This window comes from Pseudoflavitalea rhizosphaerae (assembly GCF_003991355.1).
Lineage (GTDB): Bacteria > Bacteroidota > Bacteroidia > Chitinophagales > Chitinophagaceae > Pseudobacter > Pseudobacter rhizosphaerae.
Genome location: NZ_RCSU01000010.1, coordinates 74,283 through 100,946, shown reverse-complemented (window position 1 = coordinate 100,946; position 26,664 = coordinate 74,283). Strand labels below are relative to the sequence as shown.

24 protein-coding genes are annotated in these 26,664 nt (G+C 47.2%); 13 read left to right on the top strand and 11 right to left on the bottom strand.

Features of this window, described 5'->3' with window-relative positions; all coding sequences use genetic code 11:
* The first annotated feature begins 37 nt into the window (after window positions 1-37).
* Window positions 38-3,148, top strand: a complete 3,111-nt coding sequence (locus D9Y29_RS17610; RefSeq protein ID WP_241237969.1) for a SusC/RagA family TonB-linked outer membrane protein — start codon at window positions 38-40, stop codon at window positions 3,146-3,148.
* An 18-nt stretch (window positions 3,149-3,166) separates the two neighbouring features.
* On the top strand, window positions 3,167-5,059 hold the full coding sequence (locus tag D9Y29_RS17605; RefSeq protein WP_127130620.1) for a SusD/RagB family nutrient-binding outer membrane lipoprotein: 1,893 nt from the start codon (window positions 3,167-3,169) through the stop codon (window positions 5,057-5,059).
* A 191-nt stretch (window positions 5,060-5,250) separates the two neighbouring features.
* Here D9Y29_RS17605 and D9Y29_RS17600 read toward each other — a convergent pair whose 3' ends face one another.
* Together D9Y29_RS17600 and D9Y29_RS17595 are read right to left on the bottom strand one after the other, a co-directional pair.
* Window positions 5,251-6,219: a YeiH family protein gene (locus D9Y29_RS17600; RefSeq protein WP_127130618.1), complete on the bottom strand. Its 969-nt coding sequence runs from the start codon at window positions 6,217-6,219 to the stop codon at window positions 5,251-5,253.
* A gap of 70 nt (window positions 6,220-6,289) precedes the next feature.
* Entirely contained in the window at window positions 6,290-7,183 is an 894-nt protein-coding gene (locus tag D9Y29_RS17595; protein WP_127130616.1) for a LysR family transcriptional regulator, read from the bottom strand.
* A 166-nt stretch (window positions 7,184-7,349) separates the two neighbouring features.
* Between D9Y29_RS17595 and D9Y29_RS17590 the strand changes: the two genes are divergently transcribed.
* Window positions 7,350-8,465, top strand: a complete 1,116-nt coding sequence (locus tag D9Y29_RS17590; protein ID WP_127130614.1) for a hypothetical protein — start codon at window positions 7,350-7,352, stop codon at window positions 8,463-8,465.
* 90 nt (window positions 8,466-8,555) lie between these two features.
* On the opposite strand, the gene D9Y29_RS17585 is transcribed toward D9Y29_RS17590, so the two are convergent.
* The 4 genes from D9Y29_RS17585 to D9Y29_RS17570 all read right to left on the bottom strand — a co-directional run bounded on the left by D9Y29_RS17585 (window position 8,556) and on the right by D9Y29_RS17570 (window position 12,182).
* On the bottom strand, window positions 8,556-9,899 hold the full coding sequence (locus D9Y29_RS17585) for a T9SS type A sorting domain-containing protein (RefSeq protein ID WP_127130612.1): 1,344 nt from the start codon (window positions 9,897-9,899) through the stop codon (window positions 8,556-8,558).
* A 17-nt stretch (window positions 9,900-9,916) separates the two neighbouring features.
* Window positions 9,917-10,912, bottom strand: coding sequence for a hypothetical protein (locus D9Y29_RS17580; RefSeq protein WP_127130610.1), 996 nt, complete (start codon window positions 10,910-10,912; stop codon window positions 9,917-9,919).
* 127 nt (window positions 10,913-11,039) lie between these two features.
* Window positions 11,040-11,417 (bottom strand): nuclear transport factor 2 family protein, encoded by a 378-nt coding sequence (locus D9Y29_RS17575; RefSeq protein WP_127130608.1) that lies wholly within the window; start codon window positions 11,415-11,417, stop codon window positions 11,040-11,042.
* Between the two features lie 105 nt (window positions 11,418-11,522).
* Window positions 11,523-12,182: a GDSL-type esterase/lipase family protein gene (locus D9Y29_RS17570; protein ID WP_241237968.1), complete on the bottom strand. Its 660-nt coding sequence runs from the start codon at window positions 12,180-12,182 to the stop codon at window positions 11,523-11,525.
* Between the two features lie 115 nt (window positions 12,183-12,297).
* Between D9Y29_RS17570 and D9Y29_RS17565 the strand changes: the two genes are divergently transcribed.
* The 6 genes from D9Y29_RS17565 (at window position 12,298) to D9Y29_RS17540 (ending at window position 19,128) form a co-directional block, all read left to right on the top strand.
* Window positions 12,298-13,422 (top strand): glycoside hydrolase family 26 protein, encoded by a 1,125-nt coding sequence (locus D9Y29_RS17565; RefSeq protein ID WP_127130606.1) that lies wholly within the window; start codon window positions 12,298-12,300, stop codon window positions 13,420-13,422.
* A gap of 8 nt (window positions 13,423-13,430) precedes the next feature.
* Entirely contained in the window at window positions 13,431-15,257 is a 1,827-nt protein-coding gene (locus D9Y29_RS17560; RefSeq protein ID WP_127130604.1) for a sodium:solute symporter family protein, read from the top strand.
* 11 nt (window positions 15,258-15,268) lie between these two features.
* Window positions 15,269-16,456: an AGE family epimerase/isomerase gene (locus tag D9Y29_RS17555; RefSeq protein ID WP_127130602.1), complete on the top strand. Its 1,188-nt coding sequence runs from the start codon at window positions 15,269-15,271 to the stop codon at window positions 16,454-16,456.
* Window positions 16,457-16,484: 28 nt separating this feature from the next.
* Entirely contained in the window at window positions 16,485-17,750 is a 1,266-nt protein-coding gene (gene dctA / locus D9Y29_RS17550; protein ID WP_127130600.1) for a C4-dicarboxylate transporter DctA, read from the top strand.
* Window positions 17,751-17,791: 41 nt separating this feature from the next.
* Entirely contained in the window at window positions 17,792-18,376 is a 585-nt protein-coding gene (locus D9Y29_RS17545; RefSeq protein ID WP_127130597.1) for a PhnA domain-containing protein, read from the top strand.
* Window positions 18,377-18,450: 74 nt separating this feature from the next.
* Window positions 18,451-19,128 (top strand): DUF6985 domain-containing protein, encoded by a 678-nt coding sequence (locus D9Y29_RS17540; RefSeq protein ID WP_127130595.1) that lies wholly within the window; start codon window positions 18,451-18,453, stop codon window positions 19,126-19,128.
* A 2-nt stretch (window positions 19,129-19,130) separates the two neighbouring features.
* Here D9Y29_RS17540 and D9Y29_RS17535 read toward each other — a convergent pair whose 3' ends face one another.
* The 4 genes from D9Y29_RS17535 to D9Y29_RS17520 form a co-directional block, all read right to left on the bottom strand.
* On the bottom strand, window positions 19,131-19,637 hold the full coding sequence (locus tag D9Y29_RS17535; protein WP_127130593.1) for a GNAT family N-acetyltransferase: 507 nt from the start codon (window positions 19,635-19,637) through the stop codon (window positions 19,131-19,133).
* Window positions 19,638-19,726: 89 nt separating this feature from the next.
* Window positions 19,727-20,668, bottom strand: coding sequence for a DUF1444 domain-containing protein (locus D9Y29_RS17530; protein ID WP_127130591.1), 942 nt, complete (start codon window positions 20,666-20,668; stop codon window positions 19,727-19,729).
* 108 nt (window positions 20,669-20,776) lie between these two features.
* Window positions 20,777-21,652 carry an aminoglycoside 6-adenylyltransferase gene (locus D9Y29_RS17525; RefSeq protein ID WP_127130589.1) on the bottom strand — a complete coding sequence of 292 codons (876 nt, stop codon included), beginning with the start codon at window positions 21,650-21,652 and terminating at the stop codon, window positions 20,777-20,779.
* Window positions 21,653-22,009: 357 nt separating this feature from the next.
* Window positions 22,010-23,482 carry a metallophosphoesterase family protein gene (locus tag D9Y29_RS17520; RefSeq protein ID WP_127130587.1) on the bottom strand — a complete coding sequence of 491 codons (1,473 nt, stop codon included), beginning with the start codon at window positions 23,480-23,482 and terminating at the stop codon, window positions 22,010-22,012.
* Between the two features lie 247 nt (window positions 23,483-23,729).
* On the opposite strand from D9Y29_RS17520, the gene D9Y29_RS17515 reads away from it, so the two are divergent.
* From D9Y29_RS17515 to D9Y29_RS17505, 3 genes are read left to right on the top strand one after another with little or no spacing between them, the layout of a single operon-like run.
* Window positions 23,730-24,440, top strand: a complete 711-nt coding sequence (locus D9Y29_RS17515) for an RNA ligase family protein (RefSeq protein WP_127130585.1) — start codon at window positions 23,730-23,732, stop codon at window positions 24,438-24,440.
* Window positions 24,424-25,533 carry an AAA family ATPase gene (locus tag D9Y29_RS17510; RefSeq protein WP_127130583.1) on the top strand — a complete coding sequence of 370 codons (1,110 nt, stop codon included), beginning with the start codon at window positions 24,424-24,426 and terminating at the stop codon, window positions 25,531-25,533. Before D9Y29_RS17515 ends, D9Y29_RS17510 begins: the two co-directional genes overlap by 17 nt.
* 17 nt (window positions 25,534-25,550) lie before the next feature.
* A complete protein-coding gene (locus D9Y29_RS17505) occupies window positions 25,551-25,991 on the top strand; it encodes an SRPBCC family protein (protein WP_127130581.1) in 441 nt (146 codons plus the stop codon).
* Here D9Y29_RS17505 and D9Y29_RS17500 read toward each other — a convergent pair.
* Complete coding sequence (locus D9Y29_RS17500) at window positions 25,960-26,448, bottom strand: hypothetical protein (protein WP_127130579.1); 489 nt, start codon at window positions 26,446-26,448, stop codon at window positions 25,960-25,962. The genes D9Y29_RS17505 and D9Y29_RS17500 overlap by 32 nt on opposite strands.
* A 1-nt stretch (window position 26,449) precedes the next feature.
* Here D9Y29_RS17500 and D9Y29_RS26560 point away from each other — a divergent pair, with 1 nt between their 5' ends.
* Window positions 26,450-26,590, top strand: coding sequence for a hypothetical protein (locus D9Y29_RS26560; protein WP_164735455.1), 141 nt, complete (start codon window positions 26,450-26,452; stop codon window positions 26,588-26,590).
* Window positions 26,591-26,664: the final 74 nt, after the last annotated feature.

The window sequence follows — 26,664 nt, the reverse complement described above, 5'->3', positions numbered from 1 at the left end:
GGCTGCACGATTTATTAACCAAACAATACACCACTGCATGAGACAAATGCTATGCCGCCTTGTGCTTTGTGTCATCTTCGGCACATTGAGCTGCTTAACAGCCACAGCGCAAGAGAAAAAAACGGTTACCGGCTCAGTGAAAGATGCGTCCGGCAACCCGGTAGCTTCCGCCACCATCGCAGAGAAAGGAACCACCAATCAAACAGCTTCAGACAACCAGGGTGCATTCCGCATCCAGGTGGCCAGCGGGGCAACCATCGTGATCAGCGCCGTGGGATTCGGCACACAGGAACTGGCCGTTACTGACGGTCCCATCAATGTAACCCTTCAGACAGCAGCCGCAGGCCTGGATGAAGTGGTAGTAACGGCCCTGGGTATACGCCGCCAGAAAAAATCTTTGGGCTACGCCATGCAGGAAGTGAAGGGCACTGCCCTTGCCGAAGCCCGTGAAGCCAATGTCACCAACGCTTTGAGCGGCCGGGTGGCCGGATTGCAGATCATCCGTTCCGGTAACGGGCCAGGCGGTTCGTCCAAGATCGTTCTTCGCGGCAACACCTCCTTTAAAGGGACCAACCAGCCCCTGATTGTGGTAGATGGTATTCCGGTTGACAATTTCACCGGCGTGGAGAATAACGACTACTGGAACCCGCAAATGGATATGGGTAATGGTCTGTCAGACATCAACGCGGACGATATCGAAAGTATGTCGGTACTCAAAGGACCTGCCGCCTCTGCCCTCTACGGAAGCCGCGCCGGTAACGGTGTGATCCTCGTGACCACCAAATCCGGTAGAAAACAGAGCGGTCTCGGTATCTCCGTAGGTTCTACCATTGGCCTGGAAAGCATCTTCACTTCTCCCAAATTGCAAAACAGTTTTGCGCAGGGCGATAATGGGATCTACCAGCCACAGGGATCCACCGGCTGGGGGCCAAAGATCACCGGACAGGAAGTGACCAACTGGGAGGGCAACAAGGAAACCCTACGAGCATATGATAACCTGGATGCATTCTTTGGTACAGGCGTCAGCAATAATGAGAACATCTCCTTCCAGCAGCAATACAAGAATATAGGTATCTACTCTTCGCTGAATTATTTCAACGACAAGAGCATGCTGCCGGGCGCAAAGCTGACCCGCACTAACTTCACATTGCGGGCTACTTCTAAATTCGGAAAAGAAGAGCGCTGGTCTACCGATGCAAAAGTGCAGTACTCCAATGCACAGGCAAGGAACAGGCCACAGTCCGGCATCAATGCCAACAACTATGCATCCGTAATGTACATGCTGCCTGTGTCTATGGACATTACCGGCTTCAAACAGGATGTTCTTCCCAACCGGAAAATGCGCTGGTACCGCACGGAAGATAAATCCGTGAACCCGTACTGGAACGTGCGTAACCGCACCAATGACGATAAGCGTGACCGCTGGATCGTGAACGGCTCATTGAAATATGAATTCACCAACTGGCTGAATGCTGAAGTGAAAGCTGGTGGCGATATGTATACCACCAACCAGGAAACCAGGGTGTATGCAGGAAGCCCCATCGTTACCAACGGAAGTTACAGCACCAACAAACAGACTTACAAAGAATTCAACTACAGCACACTCATCACTGCCAGAAAAGATAATCTCTTTGGCAAGTTGGGTGGCAGCGCCACTGTAGGTGGTAACCTGATGGACCAGAAATGGGCGCAGGTGGGTATCGAAACAGGTGAACTGCTGGTGCCGGATCTTTTCATGGCCAGCAACGGTAAAGGCAATCCAACGCTTCTCGACAAGGTAAAAGACAAAAAGATCAACTCCGTGTATGGATCGATTGGACTGAACTGGGATAACTACCTCTTCCTCGAAGGAACTTTCAGGAACGACTGGACTTCCACGCTGCATCCTGATAACCGTTCATATTTCTATCCCTCCGTCAGCCTTTCTTATATTTTCACCGAACATTTCAATACACCAGCCTGGCTTACGTATGGTAAGATCCGCGGATCGGTGTCCAGTGTAGGTAATGATATGGCGCCCTATCAGCTCTTCAACACTTACGAGCTTGGGCGCGATCCAAATAACAATCCCATCACCAAACGCAATAAGATCCTCTTTGATTCAACAGTAGTGAATGAGCTGATCACTTCAACGGAAGTAGGCGCAGAACTGCGTTTCTTCGACAACAGGTTCGGTATCGATTTCTCTTATTACAATACCGTAGCCAAGAATCAACTGATCGATCTTCCGATGGACCCCGGTTCTGGTTATGAAAAAAGAAGGATCAATGCAGGTAAGATCAAAAACACTGGTTTTGAGATCAGCGCTGATGCAAGGGTCCTGAGCAGTGGCAGCGGGTTGAACTGGAATATCCAGGCCAACTTCTCTACCAACCGGAATAAAGTGATAGATGTTTACCCAAGGGAGAATGTAACAAGGTATGATCTTGCCACCTATGACGCTGTAAGTGTCCAGGCTGTAGCGGGTGCACTGTACGGTGAGATCTACGGAAGCACTTTCCTCAGGGTTTCAGATCCAAAGAGCGCTGATTTTGGCAAACTGATCCTCGATGCTAACGGCAACCCGCAACGAGGCGAACAGAATGTACGCCTCGGCAACCAGCAACCTACTGCGCTGATTGGTATCACCAACGGATTTTCTTACAAGAATTTCAATCTCTCTTTCCTGTTCGATGCAAGGCTCGGCGGCAAAGTTTTCTCCGCTACCAATGCCCTGCTCCAGAGAAACGGCTCTGCCGAAGTTACTGTAATGAATGGCGACAGGGCTGAGTTTGTGGCAGACGGTGTTGTAACTGATGGAAGCGGAGGCTATACGAAGAACACCAAAGCAACTACTCCGCAACGTTACTGGACGGCCATAGGAATCGGCAACCTCGGCATCACAGAAGCCAATCTATATGATGCATCGAGTATCCGTATCCGTAATATTCAGCTAAGCTACGACCTGCCTAAGAAGATCCTGGGAAGAACACCCATTCAACGTGCAAAAGTGGGGGTGAGCTGCAATAACGTGTGGTTGATCAGCAGCCATCTGCGTGGCCAGGACCCTGAAGCCGTGTTTGCTACCGGCAACAATGCAAATGGATTCGAATCCTTCTCGCCGCCTACCACCAGGAGCATCCTGTTTAATCTTAGCTTAAGTTTTTAACACTGAAACCGAATTACAATGAAAAAGCTACATATAACCTCAGGAATATTGTTGTCGGCAGTACTGATGGCCTCCTCCTGCAAGAAGTTCGATGATATGCTCACTAATCCCAGGGAAGCGAATGTGGACCAGGTGGAAGTAGAGTTCTTTCTGAACAATGCCATCGTGGACGCACAAATGGACCCGCATATTGCAGAACGTATTTTTGTCTTGTACTGGAAAAATGCAGCCAGGCATCAACTCGGCTCTACTTTGACCATTGGCGCCGATAACGACGACTGGAACCGTGATTATTTCACCTATATCTCAGGGTGGCTCAATGCCGCCAATACTGCCATCCAGATTGCCGATGAAAAAAAGGCAAAGGGAACTGCCTGGCCTTACAATGAAAACCTGAAACAGGTGGCCCGCATCTGGCGCGCTTACCTCATGAGCGAAATGGCTGACAACTTCGGCCCCATTCCCGTGAACGGTTTCCAGGGGACCAACCCTGAGTTTGCCGATGTGAAAACAGTTTATTACCATATCCTCGACGAATTGAAAGATGCCGGCGCCAAACTGGATGGTGCAGCAACAGAAGCGCCGGAAGCAAAATATGATGCTGCTTACGGTTGGAAGTATGCGAAATGGAAGAAATACGCAGTATCAATGCGTATGAGACTGGCTATGCGACTGTCTGAAGTGGATGTACAGAAAGCAAGGACCGAGTTTGAAGCAGCCGCAAAAGAAACAGCCATCACCACCATGGATGATGTTTTCCAGGTGCAGGAGAAAGCAGATGGCTACAATGCGCTCAATGGTGTGATGAGCCGTGAATGGAACTCCCAGATCATGGGCGCCACTGTGGAAAACATTTTCGCAGGACTGGGCGGCGTTGCTACAACTGACTTGCTACCCGCAAGCTTCCATAGCTATATCAGGACGAATAATGATGCAGGTCTCAAACTCACTGATCATTTTTCCACAAAAACCAATGAGCCCCTGGCCGGCTACTTCCAGGATGGTATTCCCGCAACACTCGATCCCAGGGCCATGAAAGCATTCCCGCTGGCAGGTGATTTCGATAACCTGGACTTCTGCCGTTATGGAGACTGGTCAATCACAGTACGCAACCTCGTGAACGACAATGGAGCGGTGGTTCGCTCGCTGGATGGTAAATTCACCTGGAATGGCTGGCAGAGCGGCGACTGGGGTGTATATGGTTCCAGGAACCAGTTGCGTACATATCCGGGAGCCAATCCAAGACTGGCGCTGAAATTCAGGAACAGCACCAATAAGAGGATCTTCTTCGCGCCCTGGGAAACATATTTCCTGCTGGCAGAAGCGGCGCTCAGAGGCTGGGATGTTCCCACCACTGCAAAAGCAGCTTATGAAACAGGCGTGAAGCTCAACTTCGATTACTGGGGCGTTTCAGCGTATGCCACTAACTACCTGGCATCTTCAGACTATAACAGGTATGGCACCTCCGCAAGCTTTGACCATGTTACCGAACCACCTGCAACCCATCAAATGATTTATAAAGATGGATATACAGGAACTCCCGGTGTTGTGAACGTGCTGTATCCCGTGAACAATATTTACAAGAACGGAACCATAAAGAATGATCAACTCACTAAGATCATTACACAGAAATATATTTCCAATCTGCCCTGGCTGCCGCTGGAAAGCTGGAACGATCACCGTCGTCTGGGACTGCCATTCTTCGAGAACCCCAGCGTGGAATCGCCCCTGCCGAACATGCTGCAACTGACTGGAACCAACTATATGAATAACCAGGTAAATTTCTTTGCCCAGCGTTTAAGGTATCCTGCGAGTTTGAAGAATGCCAACGCTAAAGGATATGCGCAGGCAATGGAAGCCCTGGGAGGTGATGATACCAACTTCACACCACTCTGGTGGGCCCAGAAATAATTCGTGGGTTTTTTAAACTGTCCACCTACGGGTACATGAGAAGAGGGACCGGCCATTGAGCTGGTCCCTTTGTTTTATCGGAGGGTGGCCAGTCGCTCGCCTCTGGCGAGTGACTTATATTTGTTCGCCTCCGGCGAACACCATGTCGCCGGGGGCGGGCGCCTGCCAACTCTACACTATATCAGCAATGCTTATACGAAATAGTAGATGAACCACAATGTAGCTGCGGCTATCGATACCCAGGTAATAATTCCCTGCACCATTGGCCTGATACCAACGGAGCGAAGCACATCACGGGATAAGCCGGAACCAATCAGGAACAGCGTGAGCGTTAGGCCTGCTTTGGCAATGATGACGGCATAAGGGCTGAACGTTTGTACTGCAGGAATAAAAGTATTGCCCAGCATCGCCAGGATAAAGAAACCGATGAACAAGGGGATATGTAATTTTTGTCCTTTTTTCCTGAAAGAGAAAGATGCAATAATGCTCACAGGGATAATCCATAATGCACGCGCCAGTTTCACTGTAGTGGCCACTTCCAGCGCCTGCGGCCCATACCTGCTGCCTGCCCCCACAACAGAACTGGTGTCATGGATGGCAATGGCGGCCCAGGTACCGAACTGTAGCTGCGACAATCCCAGTAAATGACCGGTCACCGGAAAAACGAGCAAGGCCACGGCATTCAGAATGAAAACAGTTCCCAGCGCCACTGATATCTGTTTCTCTTTTGCATCGATGGCCGGCGCAACGGCTGCAATCGCACTGCCGCCGCAAATGGCCGTACCCGCTGCAATCAGGCAGGAGGTTTTTTTATCGATCCTCATCCATCTTCCCAATATCAATCCGATTCCGAGCGTGGCAACAATGGAAACTACCGTAATGCCGAAACCTGCGCGGCCTGCTTCCATCGCAATATGTGCATTCATGCCGAATCCCAGTCCAACTACAGAGAGCTGCAATAGCCAATGCGTCACTTTATGGTTCAGGTGTAACCAGGGATGACCCACCAGCTGTGCTACCAGCAAACCCAGTAACAGGGCTACCGGTGCGCTGATCAGGTTGGTGCAGCAAAGCACCGCAATAATGATGAAAATGATTTCCCGGGCGCTGAACTGCCTGTCTGAGAATTTCCTGCCGGGAATAGATTTCGTCCTGTCCATACACTATGATTATGGAGGCAAAGTTCAGTCAAACCCCGGCGAAGGAGAAATGGTAAAACGTAATGATCGATTACCTGAAGTTATGGGTAAGGGAAAATTGCATAAACAGGTTTACGAGCGCACCGCTTTCTCCATGAGGGCTGATAAAGAAGAAATCGCGCTGGATGGAAAGTCCTTTTACCTCTATCACTGTAAACAGTCTTTGTTCCAGTTCAGGTAAAATGGAATGAATGCTCAGGAACGCCATGCACTGGCTGTGTTGCAGATAACCTTTAATACTTTCAGTACTGCTGAGTTGCATTTCTTTTTTCAGTTGTGCAGTTTTTATGCCGAGCGGACGGAGTGCATGAGCGATCACTTCCAATGTGCCTGACCCGGGCTCACGCAACAGCAGCGGGATCTTTAGGAGGTCTTCCGGTTTTATGATCCCTTTTTTTGCGAGAGGGTGAGAAGTATTGGCCACCAGCACCAGTTCATCTTTCAGGAAAGGGGTATACCGGAATGCGCTGTTCTTCGATCTACCTTCAATAATGCCTACATCCACCTGGCGTTGTTGCAGCATTTGTTCGATCTGTTCCGTATTATCGGTACTGAGTGTAATGCGGATCTCCGGGAATTTTTTGTGGAACGAAGCCAGTACGGGAGGAAGCACATACTGCGCTACCGTGGTGCTGGCGCCAACGCGGAGGCGGCCTGCTTTTTTATCAGCCTGCGTATTCATTTCAAATTCCAGGTTCCGGTACAACGAGAACAATCCGGAGGTGTGCCGGAACAGGGTTTGTCCCGCAGCAGTCAACCGAACTTTGCGTCCATCGCGTTCAAACAGTTTCACTTTGAAGTGTTGTTCGATCTCATGGATATGTTTGGTAACGGCAGGCTGCGTTATGAATAGCTCTTCTGCCGCTTTGGTGAAATTAAGCCTGTTGGCAACGGTATGGAACACTTTAAGCCGGAAGTCAAACATAGCATGAAGTTAGAGGATTTATCCTTCGTTAAACCAATGCATAGCTGAAATTTAATTTACTGCAATTCAGGAATGGAATTGTGCATTCCGGATATCGTTATCACTTTAATTATAGAGCACCGGCTAGTTTTACGGGTCCTTAATATTACCTGTAAAAAATATTGTTATGAAAATGAAAAGCGATGGCCGGCTTCATGCACTGGCATTGCTCTGTTGCTGCCTGCTGGTGCAGGCAGGTGTTGCACAAGTTAAAAGAACGCTGTACACACAAAAAGGATCTTACCTGCCGATGGCAAAGAACCTTCAGTCTCCTCCTGCCTTGAATAACGGGTTTTCTGCTGCGCAGGTCAGAGTGCTGAATGAAAATATGGCGGCATTCATGGAACTGATGCACAAAACTCCCTGCATCAATCCGCCACGTGGTTTTGAAGTTGGCACTTATGCAGGGATTTGTGGAGATGGTGCCTGTCACGAAAGCAGGGTAATGGCTGGTACTGCCAGTTATATCATCAGGGAATGGACCACCACGAAGGATAACCCTGTTCCGGAGAGGGCGGCAGAAGGACCTGGCATCAATGTGCTTTTCAATGATATCAGGTCAATGTTAAAGAGGGGGGTGTACGATAAAACGGGGTATGCAGAACCTGCAGTGATCAGAACCATTGCGGGATGTCCGGTATTAGAAGGCGGGTTTTTGGTGATCACAAAGAATAAAAAGCCGCTGTTCAAATATGTGTCGAACGAAACTGTACTCCTCGGTTTCATCAAAGAGGAAGAGCAGGCTATAAAAACAGCTAAAGAAACTTTTGCAAAAGGATCTGCTTACCAGCAATGGCTCCGGGATAAACCTGGGATCTTGAAATCAGTAAAAGAGGGTTTGGATATTCTTGCCAAAACCAATCCTGCGGATGCAAAAGCCAAATGGGAAAAGGTACAAGCTGATTATGCAAAAATGGAAGAAGAAATGAAGCAGCGTGAAGCCGTTGAGCTGGCAGAAAACACAAGATACCTCTCTGCTTTTGAATTGAGATTGCAGGACTATAAAAAGAAACTGGCGGCTATGTTGCCTGAAGAAAGAAAGGCCCCAGCCTTTCATACCAATGGTAAGAAGCTGGTGATCCCTAATCCTGATTTTTTCGATTCCGCCCGCAAGGCAACCGACCTGCAGCTGGTGATCATCGATCTGTTTCGCTATGAGCTGGATAAGCGGCTCCCGCACCAGCTGATCCGTGAGATCAGGGAAACGCTTGACATTGCTGCGCTGGCTGCTTACATAAAATAGAAAAAATCTGAATATCGGATTGCAGTCATTCGCCAGAAGTGAGCGACTTCAATCCGATATTTTGTTTACACACTATAATATCTAATCAAATTACTTCTTCACAAACCGGATGGTATGATGTTCTGCTTTCCCTTTCACCTGCAATACATAGATACCTTTTTGCAATGATCCGAGTTGCAGCAATTGGTAGCTGTTGTTGTTACTGGTGATGGCTTGCTGCCATACTATTCTTCCTGCCGCATCGAACACATTCAAATGAGTGGCTTCAAATGAAGGAGGGACCAATAAGGTTGCTGTTTTGTCTACCGGGTTTGGTAACAGTACCGGCGCAGTATTCCGGTCAGCAAATGGAATGGAGATGATACTTGAATAACTGAAAGTTCCATTTTTGTCGATTTGCTTTAAGCGAAAATAATTCACGCCGGGTTGTAATCCATGCCAGGTGAATTCATACTTACGACTGGTACTGCTATTGCCGGCGGCTTTCACTTCCCCGATACTTGTGTACTCTCTTCCATCCCTGCTGTATTCCACAACAAAATTGTCAGAATCGAATTCCTGTGCAGTGGCCCAGTTGATTATGGCTGATTGTTGCTTTCGTTCTCCGCGCACATAAAGCCAGGTGACTGGCAATGAGGTGCCGTAATTGAAATTGACTGCCATCGTGAGGCTCCAGGGAAACTCCCTGCTGCGCAGGTACAATGTATGCTGTCCTTCTGTGAGCCCGGTAATATCTGCATTCACAGACAATTGATTGATATCAGGTGCTCCTGTAAAGCTGATCGGTTGTCCATTACCGAAACCCGGGTCGGTATCGAAGAAATACTCCATTTGTGTTACCGGGCCCGCGGTGCCGGCCTCCGGGTAGGGCCTTAAAGCCGTGTTCTCGAAAGTGCTGATATTGGTGAGGCTCCATTGGTTCAGGCTATTCCTGCTTCGGATCACCAACCGGTGAATGCCGCCAGCCAGATTGGAAATATCCACCGGGATGGTGATATTGTTTTGACCGGGAGAAGCCGGCAGTGGAACCTTGATGCCATTACCCATGCCGGGATCACTATCGATATAATATTCCATTTCTTCGAGGTTCACAACGGCAGTTGCAGTTGGATAGGAAGGGATCGCCACATTGTCGAAAAGTGCAAAGCTGCACAGGCTCCATCCACCATCAGCATTGCGCGCACGGATGTATAACCGGTGCCATGCTTTTGAAATGCCACTGATGTCTGCATCGATGCTGATGGAAGCGATATCCCTTCCGGGGCTAACAGGAACAGCAGTGCCATTACCCGGGCCCGGATCATTATCGATAAAATATTCCAGGTACACGATATTCCCCCTGTCGAGAGCTGTTGGGTAAGGTGGTTGTGCTGTAGCTGATGCACATAGGATTCCTGCTGCCAGGACCAGTCCTGCAATTTTTTTCTTGATCATAGAAATTGATTGAGGGATCAGTTATTGGATCTGGTGCTAACGGTGACCGGCAACGTAGATGAGGTGGATGGGATCGATGCCGGAACAACCAGTTCATAGATGGTTGGAATAGGAGGAATGCCACTCAGTCTGTATGGATCAGGTGTACCATATGCTCCGCAATCAGGTGTGATGCCTGCGATCGGCTCTCCTGCGCCCCTGGCAGGTGATGTTGCTGGCAGCATATGTTTGCCGTCTCTCGAATTGCCACCAACAAACAGCGAATTAGCCGGCACGCCATTTACATTCCCATTGCCGGAAGGGAGGATATTGCCTGAAGAGATATTGTATTTAATAGTACAACTGGTGGGAGTGAAGTTGCTGCCCAGGAAGATATTATTGGCAATATAAGCGTTGCTGATGGTGAGATTGGCGTTGAAGAAAGTATTGTTCCTGTACAGGCTGTTCATGCCCCCCATATAACTTACCGTTGCTTCAAAAATGCAATTGGTGACTTCGAGATTTTCTGTCGGAAAAGTGGTTAATCTGTGGCTATACACAAAACATTTATTGATGACCAGGTTGCTCATGATGCTGCCTGCCGTCCACTGCCCGATGGATAGATAACATCTTTCGATCCTGATATTGTCTGTTCCTCCGTCTAAATTAGCGGTAAGCTCAAGACCCATGAAAATGGAACCGCTGGCAAGCGAGTCTATGTACAGTGTAACAGTAGCGGGGTATGGATTTGCCTGTAATCCTGCATTTCCGTTTGCTCCGGAGAGGAAGTAGCCGGTCCCTATGATGACAAGTCTTTTATATAAATTGAATCCCTGGTACGATGTACTGCTCCCTTCGAGATAGATAGTGTCTCCTGCTGCCACCTGTGAATTATTGGCAGCCTCATTGAGCTGTGTAAAATCAGCACGTACTCCGAAATTGTTGTTGACTCGCCAGATCTTTGCCTGCGTAATAGTAGTAGTTAATAAAAGCGCTGCCACGCATGCGCACCTGAATGTAAACTTGCCTTTCATAACTAAATTTTTGAAAGGCAAAGCTAGACTGCTTAAATAGTGGAAAATGATGGTCGTTACTGAACCGTAGGATTGTATAACCGGACCGGTTATTTTTCCTGCCTGATTCATTAGAATAAAGGAAGAATCAACCTTGTGGCTCCTGGCTGGCGTTTTCCTGTGCTTCAAGCAGCGGACGGGGATCGAATACTACTTTGAGATGGCTGATCTTACCATCCTGAAGTGTGTACCATCCACAGCAAAAAATGATCTCATCCTCTATCAGCAGATCGTACAATACACAAACATCATTTCCTTCAACAAAGATGCGCCTGACATTGTATTCCAACTGCATCTTTTCCATATCAGTAAAATAACTTTCGGCTCCATCCCTCGATCCCAGTACGCCATCGAATTTCATATCAGGGTTGGCAAACTTTCTTGCTTCCTCATAATCGTGGTCGTTCAATGCCTGGAGCAATCCCAACACCACTTCACGAGGGTTATGCACAGTTGTAGTTTCCATAGCTTCTTTTTAGAAGCCAAGAAAAAAATTATGCCAGCAACCAGTGAAACTCAGCGCCCGCGCACAATTGGGAAAACTAATCCCCGCATTGAGCGGGGACTGGTTTTAATCTTTTATCAGGTGTTTCTGTATCAGTGGCTGCCAGATCTTATAACCTTCGGCATTCATATGGAGATTGTCTTTCAGGTAAATTTTCCTGAAACTTCCATCGGCATTAAGCATGGCCGAATACACGTCTATATAAACCGCATTCTTTTGCTTTTTCAGGAATTTCCTGATCAGCTTATTTCCGTTTTTCATCTCTTTCAGCACTTTTTCTTTGTGTGGACTTGGCTTCATGGAAACATAAGCAATGGGTACACCGGGCATCCTTTGGCGGATCAGGTGGAAGAGTTCCTTGAATTTGTCGGCAACATACTCGCCTTTTACATCCTGCCTGAGATCATTCTCGCCGCAGTAGATCACAACCTGACGCGGATTGTATTTGAAGATCACATCCTCTGCATATTGGATCACATGCGGAAGCCCTGATCCTCCGAAGCCCCTGTTCACAATTGTATAACCGGGAAAATAATCCTTCACATCTTTCCACATGCGAAAAGAACTACTGCCTGTAAATATGATTGGATTGGCGGGCGGAGCAGAAATGGAATCCTGTTTTCTGAATTGCCGGATCTCATTGATAAATGGTTGGGCAACCGACTGCGCTGCTACTACCAGCAGCAGGCAAACAAATAAGCAAGTGTATCGGAGTTTTTTCATCATGGCATAAATATATTAAAGGATCAGGAGAACATGGAATTATATCAGAAGATGATAAAAAAGTACTATTCAAGCGTATCATTTAACTATACTTTTGAAAAGCTTTAAATCGACTGCCATGTTTCGATCCCTGACGATTGCCATCTGCATGATGCTGCTGTATGCATCAGTACCCGCCCAACAGCCCTCCGATCCGTTGGCAACGCCTGCTGCAAAACAACTCTATACATCACTTCAACAGGTCAGCAAACGCTACACCATCTTTGGTCAACAGGATGCACTCGCTTACGGCGTTGGCTGGAGAGCAGTGCCAGGTCGCTGCGATGTGAAAGAAGTGGTGAACGATCATCCCGGTGTATATGGATGGGATATCGCACATCTTGAGCTGGATTCTGCACGTGAAATTGATGGAGTGCCATTTACTGATGTTAAGCGTTTCATTCGCGAAGGATATGAAAGAGGCGGTGTGATCACTATCAGCTGGCATGCCCGGAACCCGCTCTCCGCGGGCTCTGCGTGGGATACAACACCCGGAACTGTAAAATCGGTCCTGCCCGGTGGCCCCAGGCATGAGCTCTACAAAACCTGGCTTGATAAAGTGGCAGTGTTCATGAATGATCTGAAAGACAGCAAGGGCGAATACATTCCCATTCTCTTCCGTCCTTTCCATGAGCTCACCGGCAACTGGTTCTGGTGGTGCAAAAATGTATGTACCATTGATGAGTTCAAACAGCTTTGGCAGTTCACTGTGCATTATCTCCGTGATAAAAAACAATTACATCATTTGCTGTATGTGTACAATACTGCCGGATTCGAAAATGAACAACATTTCCTGGAACGTTATCCCGGAGATGAATGGGTTGATCTCATCAGCTTCGACAATTACCAATATAGAACAGATGTTGCCAGCCGTGAACAATTCATCCGGCACATGCGCAGCATGAGTGAGACTATCTGCCGGATCGCAGCAACAAAGAATAAAATCGCCGCCATTGCGGAAACCGGGCTGGAGGGCGTTCCTGACCCTCATTGGTGGACGGGTGTGGTGTGGCCCATCGTGAAAGAACTGCAAATCGCATATGTATTGGTGTGGAGAAATCATGGATATGATCAGCAGCACAAAAAAATGCATTATTATGCGCCTTACCCCGGACAGGTATCCGCTGAGGACTTTAAATTGTTTTACAAGAACCCGCATATTCTTTTTGAATCGAAACTGAAACAAGAACTGCAACGCCCTTAACCCGAACTATGAAACTGCAATTGGTAGATATCAGCATCGTAGTAAGTTACCTGGTGATGATGGTGCTCATCGGATGGTTCCTTCGCAAGAAAGCCCGTCAGAACAAAGAGAGTTACCTGCTGGGTGGAAAGAAACTTCCCTGGTATATGCTGGGCCTCAGCGATGCTTCCGACATGTTCGATATCAGCGGCACCATGTGGATGGTAGCGCTTTGTTTTGTGTATGGATTGAAAAGTATCTGGATCCCCTGGCTCTGGCCCGTATTCAACCAGGTGTTCAATATGATGTACCTCGCCAAATGGCTGAGACGCTCTAACGCAAATACTGGTGCGGAATGGCTGGCCACACGGTTCGGACTTTCAGGTAAAGGTGTTGGCGCTTCACATATCATTGTGGTGGCTTTTGCGCTGATCGGCTGCCTTGGTTTCCTCGCGTATGGATTCGTGGGGCTGGGTAAGTTCATGGAGATCTTTGTTCCCTGGCATATCGTTTCGCCCTATGTTCCCTTTGATGTGGCGCCGGAATATGTGGCGCATTTCTACGGGATCGTTTTTACACTTTTCGCGATGTTCTATTCCATCCTTGGCGGTATGCACAGCATCGTGCTGGGAGACATGATCAAATACATCATCCTGGGAACAGGTTGTATTGCGGTAGGAATTATTGCGGTTACTCATCTGCGTGGCAATACCCTGAATGTGCCGGCAGGCTGGAACAATCCATTCTTTGGAGTAGACCTGGGCCTGGACTGGAAAGGTATTATAGACGATGCCAATAAAAAGATAAAAGATGATGGTTTCGGACTGTTTTCCATTTTTTTCATGATGATGCTGTTCAAGGGAGTGTTGGCCAGTCTCGCAGGGCCTGCACCAAACTATGATATGCAGAAGGTACTGAGTACGAGATCTCCGAAAGAAGCGTCGAAGATGACAGGGTTCGTGTCCATTATTCTATTACCGGTTCGCTATACACTGATCATCGGGCTTACTGTTCTGGCCTTATTGTATTACGATCAGCTGAATTTATCCGATGGCGCCGGTGGCACAGACTTCGAGCGGATATTGCCTGGTGCTGTGAATAATTTCCTGCCCGTTGGCATCATGGGAATCATGCTTACGGGTTTGTTAGGTGCATTCATGGGAACTTTCTCCGGCACGCTTAATGCGGCGCAGGCTTATATCGTGAACGATATTTACCTGAAGTATGTGAACCCCAATGCGGGTACGAAGAAGGTGATCCTCATCAATTATTTTGTGGGCATAGTGGTAGTGGCTACGGGAATTGTGCTGGGTTTCTTTGCGAAAGATGTGAACTCCATCCTGCAATGGATCGTAGGCGCTCTCTATGGCGGGTACATTGCTGCGAACATGTTGAAATGGTACTGGTGGCGTTTCAATGCCAACGGATTTTTCTGGGGTATGATCAGCGGTATTGCCGCAGCGCTTGTATTCCCGTTCATTTTTACGGGCATCAGTTTATATAGCTGGCCCTTATTATTCCTCATTTCGCTGGCAGGTTGTATCATCGGAACTTATTCAGCTCCGCCAACTGATCTGGAAGTTTTGAAATCTTTTTATCGGACAGTCAAGCCATGGGGTTTCTGGGGCTGGATCCATAGCCGTGTAGTGGCCGAAGATCCCACATTCCAGCCCAACAAAAGATTCAAGCTGGATATGTTCAATGTGGCGCTGGGAATTACGGCGCAATGCTGTCTGACCCTTTTACCGATGTATCTGGTATTGTGGATGGAATTGCCGCTGCTCATCACTATCGCCATCCTGGTGGTAATTGCCATTATTCTCAAAAGGACCTGGTGGAATAAACTGGAAGACTAAACAATACTGTCATGCTCAGCCTGGCTCAGTTCAAAGAAGAAGTAACGAAAGAATTGCACAGTATCCTCCAATACTGGATGCTTCATGTAACGGATCATCAGCAGGGTGGATTTTATGGAAAAATAGACCGGGATGATATCGTGTATCCCAATGCCCTGAAAGGCTCCGTGCTGAACAGCCGCATCTGCTGGAGTTTTGCTGCTGCTTACAATCAAACTCAAGATGCACGGTACCTGCACTTTGCCAAAAGAGCCTATGATTATATCGTTGAGCATTTCATCGATCCAACTTATGGCGGCGTATACTGGACGGTAACGGCATCGGGAGAACCCGCGGATACAAAAAAGCAGACCTATGCCATCGCCTTTGCAGTGTATGGCCTTAGTGAATATTATGTCGCATCAGGAGATGCAGCGGCTAAACAACATGCCATCGATCTTTATCGCTGTATTACAGAACATGCTGCGGAACCGGTACATGGCGGCTACCTGGAAGCTTTTGCCCGCAACTGGTCTGATCTGGCGGACATGCGGCTCAGCGCCAAAGATGCCAATGAGCGAAAAACGATGAACACGCATCTGCATGTGCTGGAAGCCTTCGCCAATCTTTACCGGATCTGGCCGGGGCCCGCGCTCAAACAACAGATCATTGAGCTGATCCAGATCTTTTCTCAACATATCGTTCATCCTTATACGCATCATCTTCAACTCTTCTTCTCTGATGAATGGGAATCCAGGTCTTCCCTCATCTCTTATGGTCATGATATCGAGGCGGCCTGGTTGATCCAGGAAGCTGCCGAAATAATTAATGATGAGGGGCTGCTAAAAGAGATAAGAGCGCGTTCCTTGCAGATTGCCAATGCAGCAGCCGAAGCGCTGGACACCGATGGTGGTCTCTGGTATGAGTTTGATCCTGCGGATAACCACTGGGTCAGGGAAAAACACTGGTGGCCGCAGGCGGAAGCGATGGTGGGTTTCTTCAATGCCTGGCAAATCACCAGTGATGAAAAATTTCTAAAAAATGCTACTGCTTCCTGGAATTTTATTCAAGATTTTCTAATTGACACTCATAAAGGTGAATGGATTTGGGGCGTGTATGAAAATTACCATATCATTGCGCAGGAAGATAAGGCAGGTCTCTGGAAATGCCCTTATCATAACAGCCGCGCATGTTTGGAAATCATGCGCCGTATAATCTGAACCCCGGGCCCGCCCCAAACCAACTGACATGAAATATTTGAAAAGTCTTTATGTTCAGGTGATCATCGGTATCATCCTGGGCATCATCGCCGGATGGCAATTCCCCGGCTTCAACGAAACTGCAAAACTCATCAGCGAGACTTTCATCAACATGATCAAGATGGTGATTGCTCCTGTGATCTTTTTTACCATCGTGTTGGGCATTGCAGGCGCGGGCGATATGAAAAAAGTGGGCAGGGTAGGATTGAAGGCATTCATCTATTTCGAGGTCGTTACCACGCTTGCTCTGGTGATCGGACTGGTTACGGCCAATCTCGTGAAACCCGGAGCCAATGTGGCTGTAAACACTGCTTCAGACGCCAGTAAGGCTAAAGTTGCGGAATATGTATCTGAATCCCAGCATATGGACTGGGGTAAATTCTTTTCTCATATCGTTCCTCATAATGTGGTGGAAGCCTTTTCCACCGGCGATATCCTCCAGGTACTGTTCTTCAGTATCCTTTTTGGCGTTGGCCTGAAAATGCTGGGTGAAAAAGGACATAGCCTCACCGGCACATTCGAGAAGATCAACCAGGTATTGTTCAATATCCTGAAGATAGTGATGAAACTGAGTCCCATCGCGGCTTTTGGTGGTATGGCCTTTACCATCGGTAAATATGGATTTGGCACCATCATCGCACTGGGCAAGCTGCTGCTCACATTTTATCTCACCGGATTCCTGTTCATTTTTGTTGTTTTGAACCTCGTTTGTATTTATTATAAGATCAATCTCTGGAAACTGCTTGGTTATATCAAGGAAGAACTGCTGATTGTTCTGGGCGCCAGCAGCAGTGAAGCTGCGCTCCCCAGCATCATGCAGAAGCTGACAGCCGCCGGCTGCGAGAAAGAAGTGGTAGGGCTGGTGATACCCACAGGTTACAGTTTCAATCTCGATGGCACCACCATCTATTTGAGTATGGCCACTATTTTCCTGGCACAGGCATTCAATATACCGCTTAGTCTCGGGCAGCAACTGACCATTCTCGGTATCCTCCTGCTCACCAGCAAAGGCGCAGCAGGCGTAACCGGCAGCGGTTTTATCGTACTGGCAAGTACGCTCACTGCCATGAAAGTGATACCGCTTGAAGGATTGGCCCTGCTCTTTGGAGTTGACCGTTTCATGAGTGAAGGCCGCGCCATCGTGAACATCATCGGTAATACCATTGCTACAGTTGTAATTGCCAAATCAGAGAATGAGATCGATATGGAGCGATACAGGATGGTAGTGGAAAAAAAGACAACCCGCCTCATCTGATCTGAAAATATTACCTTCGCCGCCATTCAAAACAGCTATGTATGAAATTGCTTGATTTACTGGAGGCCAGAAGTGGCAAAGTTTGCGAGCTCTGCGGATCAGCAAACGATCTCAAACCTTATGAAATTCCGCCCTCCTCTGACGGTACTATCGATGATACCATTCTTGTCTGTGAGAAATGCAGGATGCAGTTGGAAAAGAAAGAAGAGCTCGACAGCAAACACTGGTCTGTGCTCAGCACATCCATGTGGAGCGAAGTGCCCGCAGTACAGGTGGTCACCTGGCGCATGCTCAACCGCCTCCGCAATGAAAGCTGGGCAGCCGAGAATATCGATATGATGTACCTCAGCGAAGAACAACTGGCCTGGGCTAAAGCCACCGGAGATCACGAGAACGATGGCAGTGTTGACCTGCACAAAGATGCCAACGGACATACTCTTCAGAACGGGGACTCTGTTGTGCTGGTAAAATCACTCGATGTCAAAGGTTCCACCATCAATGCAAAAATGGGTACAGTAGTGCGTAATATCAGGCTGGTGCCGGATAATACAGAACAGATCGAAGGCAGGGTGGAAAATCAATTGATTGTGATCCTCACTAAATATGTAAGAAGACAGAACAACTGATTCCTGTTTTCCACTTGCAATCCTCCATCTTTCTTTGTATTTTAGGGTAGACCAAAATACCCTAAAACTGTTTGATGTTTACGCTCCCAGATAGCATCCCCGGCCTTGAAGTGTTTACGGTAGGATCAGGTAAGTACGCGATCAAGAACCTGGAAGGGCCTATTACCTTACCCTGCTGGAGCGGCTTTCATAGCAGGACGGAGGCTTCCGGCATTCCCGGTGATCCGCATCCTTCCGGTGGGCATGCAAGGATCACACTAGGTGGAGATATGATCAGCGGCCATCCCGCAATTCAGCCTATCCATATTAACGCTTACCAGTACCTGCTGAAACATCAGCACGAAATACAGGAACGGATATTGATGGCGCTATTGAAAGAATACAGGCGATTGCAGGATATGTACTGCTACAGTGAGAAACTCGCCGCCGCACTAATGCCCGATGTGAACGAAATACAACAATTCAAAAAGCTCATCGGTCTCTCTGCAGTTCATTTACTCAATGTGGGCAAAGACGATATTGCTTATGTGGGATATGAATTCGGCTGCACCTGGGACAGGGAATTTGGCCTGGGTGTAATGACGCATAAAGACCGGATTATCGAGATAGGCGATGCCAGCACGGCGTTCCTCACCTGGATCGCGGACAGGGACAGGGATCCCAAAACCGGCCAAAGCGATTCTATTTTTATCGCTTTGGAAGAAGAGGAGATCTTCCTCCCATCGAAAAAGCCCTGGTGGAAATTCTGGTGAGTCTATAATTCCATTTCAAATAAACTGTAATCTCCCTTTTTGTAGTGTAATGGCAGGTCCGCATCCGGGTGAATGCCTGTTGTTCCTAGATAATTGAAACCACAACTGATATAATAATTGTTGAGTTTTTCATTGCCACTACCCGTATCCATCCGGATGAATTTTTTTCCATTTCCGGTGGCGTACTGCCTGGCCCATTCAACGATTTTTTTTACCAGTCCCTGGCCCCGAAAAGCAGGATGTGTGGCAATGCGATGCAGGTAAACGGCAGGATCTGTATCTTTTTCTTTCCAAATATGCGGATCACTGAACCCGGTTACAAACACACAGGCGATGACTTCTTCTATTACTAATTTCCATTGCCTCATTGCAGTGATCTCTTCTTCTACCAGGGTACGGTCAAAGCCCAGCCAGTAGCGGGTTGTATGAAGTTTTTGATAAGCAGTGGCCTGATCATAGAGTTCATAGATGGTATCGATGTCTGCCATCGTACTGTTGATGATTTTCATAAACCTGCTGTTTTAATAGTGATGTCCGGAACAAAGCTCCGATCAAAAACCGGATTAAAACAGACTCAGTTTTTAGAAGATTGGCAGGATCAGTTATCTCTGGCAGGCAGCTTTTCCACCATTTGAATGAACTCCACAGTAGGCTTCAATGTGATCTTGTTTTCTCCTATCTCATAGGGGATGGATTGGAACTTACCATTGCAGTACCAGAACAGGCAATTACTGACGGAGCCCGGGCCTTCCCTGAACATGCCGGAAATGATAAATGGTAAGCTGTTCACTGCTGAAATGGTTTCCATGGTTTCAATCGGATAGATCATGGCCGCATGCCGGTGCGGAACTCCTATCAGTGACCCATACTCGCCGTTGAGGGCCGGGTACTTTTTCATGGAAAAAACGAAATTTGGAACGAAATGATGTTCATCCTGGATGAACCAGATATCGAAATCATGGATGGTTTCGCGGGAAAAATCGAAATTGTATTTCTTTTCTACATTCTGCTTTCCTGTTTCAAACAACTCTTCTGCTGATCTGTTCCATTGCTCTATCTGATCTGGTTTCACATTGATCACGCTTTGCGGAAGGTCGAAGGAAAGCATCGTGAAAGCGTCTCCGCAAAAATCCTGCCTCACCACCATGTCTTTAAGCCCTTTCCCCACCACATCCTGGTTGAACAAACGGATGGTTAGGAAATCCTTTGCATATTCATAATCTTTCGATCTCTCTTCAAACAGTTTGTTGAAATCTGCACTTTGCTGCATTTCATGAAAGTGCGTGTTGATCAGGTTTTCCCAATTGGCGGGATGGGAGATCTTGCAGGTCTGCGCCAGGTTGAGTAATCCCAGTTGTTCAAATATTATATCGCTACCATTAAGATAAACCACTCCTTCACCGATGCTGTAATTGAGATTTCTGCTTTGTAACATTGACTCCAGTGTATTCATGAAGCAGGTGTACTCATCCATTGAAAAAAAGGAAGCTGCCCAGGCCGGAACAGTATTGGCTTTTGATTTTTTGAGAAAAGAGAACATCGGTATAGGGTTATGAATAAAAATGAAATTCAATGCGACCTATTTAACGATGTAATTATGGTAATAGTATGGATGTTGATAAATGGATTACAGGATAATTTTTTTGTATTATTTCATTTCGCCCGCCCTTACATATAACAAATAACCGGTGATCTTCTCGTCAAGTTCCTTAGGATACCTGTAACCTAAATGAGTTGCCAAATGCTTGCCGATCTCACGACCCAGTTCCACATAAGCAAAAAGCGCCCGCCAGTTATTTTCTATATCAGCGCCCGCAAAGGTAGCTGTGGCACGTTCCCACATAGCTGGGTCCAGGTATTTCTTGAACAACCTGCCATACTTGTTCGTGGTTACATTCCAGTTATGCTGTGATCCGATATACCATTCCAGTAAGACCTGCTGGTGCTCAAATCGCATGATCTGCTCAGACATGAATTTGGCATAGTAAAGTTCATCGCGCGCCAGGCATTTGGCAACATAGGTCATATCCCACCAGTAGTTGTTGAGTACCCAGAGGAATTTTTCCTCATCGGGTTTTTGGATCTTGAAAGCTGTGTGAGAAGGTTGCGGCATATTGGCGGTAAGCCCATCTTTATCCACCAGCACTTTGTAACCAATATCCCAGTCTTCATGCAGCGGCAATTTCGCCACTTCTTCCCGGAACCTGTTCACAGAAAAGATGAGAAAGTCGATCTTCAAATAATCTTCATACAGCACCATCCGGCTGGAACAGCGTCCATCAAAAGGTTCTTCACCTTCAACAATGGTGGTAATGATGGAGCCGAAATTGCTGATCCAGCTATCGTCTTGTAAGAATTCTTCATAATTATCCACTACCAGGTCGATGTCCAGGTCGCTGAATGGATCAACCGGAGCACCAGGGTTGGCGAGAGAGCTGGTGAGGAGCACAACGCGGATATTGGGTTGAGTTGTTGCCCAATGTATCACCTCATTGAGTTGGGAACTTCTTCTGACATTTACCATACACAGGATTGTAAATCAAATGTAAGGGGCAATCCGGGAAAAAATAGCAGTCCTGTTTATTGAAAGTGGTCTGATACTGCTCCTTATGAACAAACCTTTCTGCTCATGCGAAATTCCTGATCCCAGGTTACTGTCTGTTGACTTTTTGTTGCAATTGTACCGGAAACGTTTGATAGATACATCCAGTGTGATCAGTACCAGGAAGTTCCCGTGCTGTCAGAGCATTTTGCGTAAAGCTTGTGCAAATGGCCGGCCTTAATCACAGGAAAGTCCGGCTCTGATCTTTTTCTTCTTTGGCCATGGAAGATGAAAAATGGACCGGTTCTCATGCCGATATGATACCGGTCCTGTTTGTGCTTACCTGGAGAATATTATTTGCCGGAATACAGGAGCGTTTTGTGAGAGATCGTAAAATGATTCCTGTATCTGAGTGACAGTATTGTTGTTCAAAGTAAAATTGAGCATGGCCCAGCCATTGTACAACTCTTTGGAGTTCGGCTTCCTGTTGGTTGACCTCCAGGTGATCTGTTTGTTGATCAGGTTGGCGGCATCACCATAAGGTAACGCAGCATGACCCAGGCATCTTGCCCAGGTTTGCGTGCTGAGTTTGGGTGAGGCGATGGGAATATGAATGGGCTTGTTGTACACTATTCCATTATGTACATGTCCCCAATACCATGCATAAGGATCGGAACCGAATGCAGTCCGTACCTGGTCCCAGAGTGGTGATACATCAGAACAGTCTGCTTCAAATCCATTATGATGCGTGAAGAGAATTGTTCTGTAAGGGTTGAGGCGCAACTGTTGAATGGCTTTGGTCTGCACATCTGATGGAAGCCCGATGCTACCATTCATGAACGCATTGGTAACGGATGATTGATAAGCTGTGTCAAGGCAGGCAAGCGTCCAATCACCACATTGCAGGAAAAAATAACTGGAACCTTGTTGTGCACTGAACAGGGACCTGGCTCCTCCATTGGCGGCATCGAGTGCGTCATTGAAATAACCGATGGCGCCGCTGTACATTTCGTGGTTGGAATTAAGGGTAAAGGAGCGGCCCCTGTATTGCGGCGGCCAGAAATTATTCAGGCAGCCAACTTCTTCACCGGGAAAAAAGAAATAATTCCCGTTCGGACTATTGGACAGCGGTGTGCCTGCATAATATACATCACCTACATGTATGATATAATCCGGATTTTCTTTTACGATACTCTGCATAATGCGTTGCAATGTATAGTCGCCCGTACCGCAATCGCCCAACACTGCTATTTTGATTAGGCCGGGTGTAGCGCCTGTCAATCTGATCACAGTAGGAGCTTTATCAGGTAACTGTTCTCCATGATACCAAAGATTGTGGCGGATCGATTGCAACATATTGAGCACGGCTACCAGCCATCCCTGATCGAAGGTGGCCCATTTCTCCTCACTCAGTACGCTGCCGTCTGTATAGATGAGTTCATTTGTTTTGAAGAAGTCTGCATTGGGTTGCGTCATTTGAGAAGACTGCAGCAATCCATCCAATGCAAGTATGAGAAGCCATGCTTCAGCTTCTTCCTCAGCGCTGAACATGGAAAAATTAATTTGAGAGGGATTGTTCAACCAATAAAGGGCCAGGCCAAGATCCACAGTGCCCTCGTTGGGTTTGTAATTGGCAGGTGGTGATGGAATGAAACCCTGCCAAACATTTTTTGCCACCATGAACCTGATCAGTTCATATTCGCAATTGGGAAGAAAATCAAGAAACTCCTGTATGTACGATGATACCAGAGGGTCTGCCCGGAATCTCTGTTGCAGCTCTGCTGCGCGCTCCTTCAGGTCTTGCGTCAACATACAAAAGGTTTAAGGTTTAGGAGTTGCTTTACCGTTATTGAAATTACAGTCTCACTTTGAAGTAATGTTCAGTAGTTGTACGCAAGCTTAGTGGAATTGTGGACAGCCACATGGAAATTTCCTATCTTCGCATCTCATTCAAAACCTGCAAAGAATTGAGCCATGTAATGCTTTTGACATATCTCATGTAAATACTCCCATTCCCACGAGAGCAGGAATCTTTTTTCCATTATTTTAATTGATTATCATGGCTATTTCTCAGAAATATGGCCGGACTTATCATTACCCGTTTTCTCCGGGTACTGAAAGCGACGACCGTATTCAATATGACTACTGGCAGCTGTTGCAGCCAATGCAACAGATTGTACATACAGAAAAACTGGACGGAGAAAATAATTGTTTGTCGAGGTACGGTGTATTCGCCCGCTCTCATGCGGCGCCAACTACATCTCCCTGGACAGAGACGCTCCGTATTTTCTGGCAAAGGATCAGGAATGAATTGGGAACGATGGAGGTTTTCCTGGAAAACCTGTATGCTATTCATTCTATCGAGTACAAAAATATCGATCATCATTTTTACGTGTTTGCTATCCGCGACCGTGACCAATGGCTTGGCTGGGAGGAAACGAAATTCTATGCAGCATTACTGGACCTTCCGGTGGTACCAGAGATAGCGGTAACTAAACCTGATGCTGTCCGCAAAGACTTTGAGAAGGAGTTGCTGTCAATTGCATCCGGAAGCGGGACATTTCAGCCGCATGATGCAAATGAAGGATTTCCGGTTACGATGGAAGGTGTTGTAACCCGTAACTGGAATGGTTACCCAACAGAAGCTTTTGCGGATAATGTATTCAAGTATGTACGAAAAGGGCATGTAAAAACAGATCAGCATTGGACCCGTAACTGGAAGCGGGCGAAACTAAATCAGGAAGGAGGTAAATATGTGGACTTTCACTGAAAACAGAGATTGGTCATTCCTCGAGCAACAATTCGATTGGGTGAAGGATATGGCGCAGACTCCACAGGATCCGCTGTATCATGCAGAAGGTAACGTGGCTGTACATACGCAGATGGTACTATCGGAACTGGAAGGGATGCCGGCATTCAATTCATTGTCTGAACAAACACAGGAAATCATCCGGACTGCCGCTTTGTTGCATGATTTGGAAAAAAGAAGTACCACGGTTACGGATGAACAGGGGAGGATCAGTTCTCCGGGGCATGCAAGGAAAGGGGCGCAAACTGCGAGATTGATCTTGTACAGGGACCGTGTAACGCCTCTTGCGGTGAGGGAGCAGATAGTTGGCCTGGTGCGTTATCATGGTCTGCCTCTCTGGGTGCTGGAGCGGACGGACCCGCTAAAAACCCTGATCAGGGCAGCTTATGAAGTAAATACCGAATGGCTGGCAATCCTCGCAAGGGCAGACATACTGGGAAGGGTATGCGAAGACAAGGAAGAGTTGTTGTACAGGATCGATTGTTTTGAGGAATTCTGCAAGGAACATCGATGTTGGGGAACAGAAAGATTCTTTGAGAATCCGCATGCCAGGATGCGTTACCTGCAAACCGATGATGCGCCGGTTGATTATGTTCCTTATGAAAATCCGGCATTTGAAGTGATACTGATGAGTGGGCTGCCAGGTGCTGGAAAAGATAGTTTTATCAGGAAAAACTTATCTGACTTACCTGTGATCTCGCTGGATGGAATACGGGAAGAATGGAAAGTAGCAGCAGATGATCAAATGGCCAACGGGCGCGTGATCCAGGAGGCAAAGGAAAGAGCGAAAGTGCTGTTGAGACGCGGTGAAGGATTTGTGTGGAACGCCACCAATACCACCAGGCAAATGCGTGAGCAATTGATCGAATTGTTCATGACCTATCGTGCTTCGGTAAGGATCGTTTACCTGGAAGTACCTTACCAGTTGTTGACGGCACAGAACAGGAACAGGGAAGCTGTTGTACCGCAAAAAGTCTTGGAGCGGCTGATCAACAAACTTGAAGTGCCTGCAACCTGGGAGGCGCATACAGTTTCTTTGATCAATCTCAGGTAATTGGTGTAAATTATGGGATGATCATTAATAAAACCATTAACATAAATGCGCCGGCTTCCCGGGTTTGGGAAGCGCTTACCACACCTGCTATCATGAAGCGGTGGATGACAGACGCAGAAATGGACATCATTTCTGATTTTAAAACGGGTAGTGCCATTGTGATCAGAGGGAACCTGCATGGCATTCCTTATGAGAACAAAGGCATTATCCTTCAAAATGATCCATCCTCGGTCCTCAAGTACAATTACTGGAGCTCGCTCTCACAACATGAGGACGTTCCTGAGAATTATTCTCTGATCACTTTCAGGCTGATGTTTGCTGAAGGCACAACCACATTGGTTTTCACACAAACTAATTTTACAGAGGATGTGATCTTCAGGCACTTTAATTTTTACTGGAATACAGCTTTGCAGTTGTTACGGAAACTCAGCGAAGGAGAGCGCTTGCCGGATCAGTAATTGGTATGGACCTTTTTTCTTTTTTGCCGGTTTTCATTTTCCCATGTACGAAATAATAGAATAATACCCCGCAGCCATAGGCTAGTATATCCCCCGGATCCCCCGTATACACCGGCGAAAACTTCGGCATCAGCCATTCAAACACAACAGACAGGTATACTGCAATGATAAGTACATATCCAAATGGATAACTGTAAGGCTGGGTCTTTGCGATATAGGTCCGGATAACGGTGACGGTCAGGTGCGCGATGGCGGGTACAGCAAGGACATCGGTCAGATGATCATTGAATACCGGAATGATCATCCCTGATTTGCGAAGACCGTGCACTACCAGCCAAATTAAGATATAACTGCTGAACAAAGGATCGAAGAGCCGCCTGATCACAGCACCACTGTTATTGCCGTAACCACGGACAAGGTGGTCAGTGATATAAAAACGAGAAAAGCAGGCTTTCATCGTGATCGATTTCTGGTTGTCTAACAATGAACTACTGAACAATTTCAAAGGGAAGAAAGCGATCAATCATTACAGCGAAATTTTCCTCACTATGTTCTATCCATATCTGACCAGTAAGGTCCAGGCTGGTTTTGAATTATAGCCCCGATCTGCGGGGTTTCCATTAAAGCGCGGCCTGGCATTGCAGAATTATTCAATGATGGAATACTGAGAGCA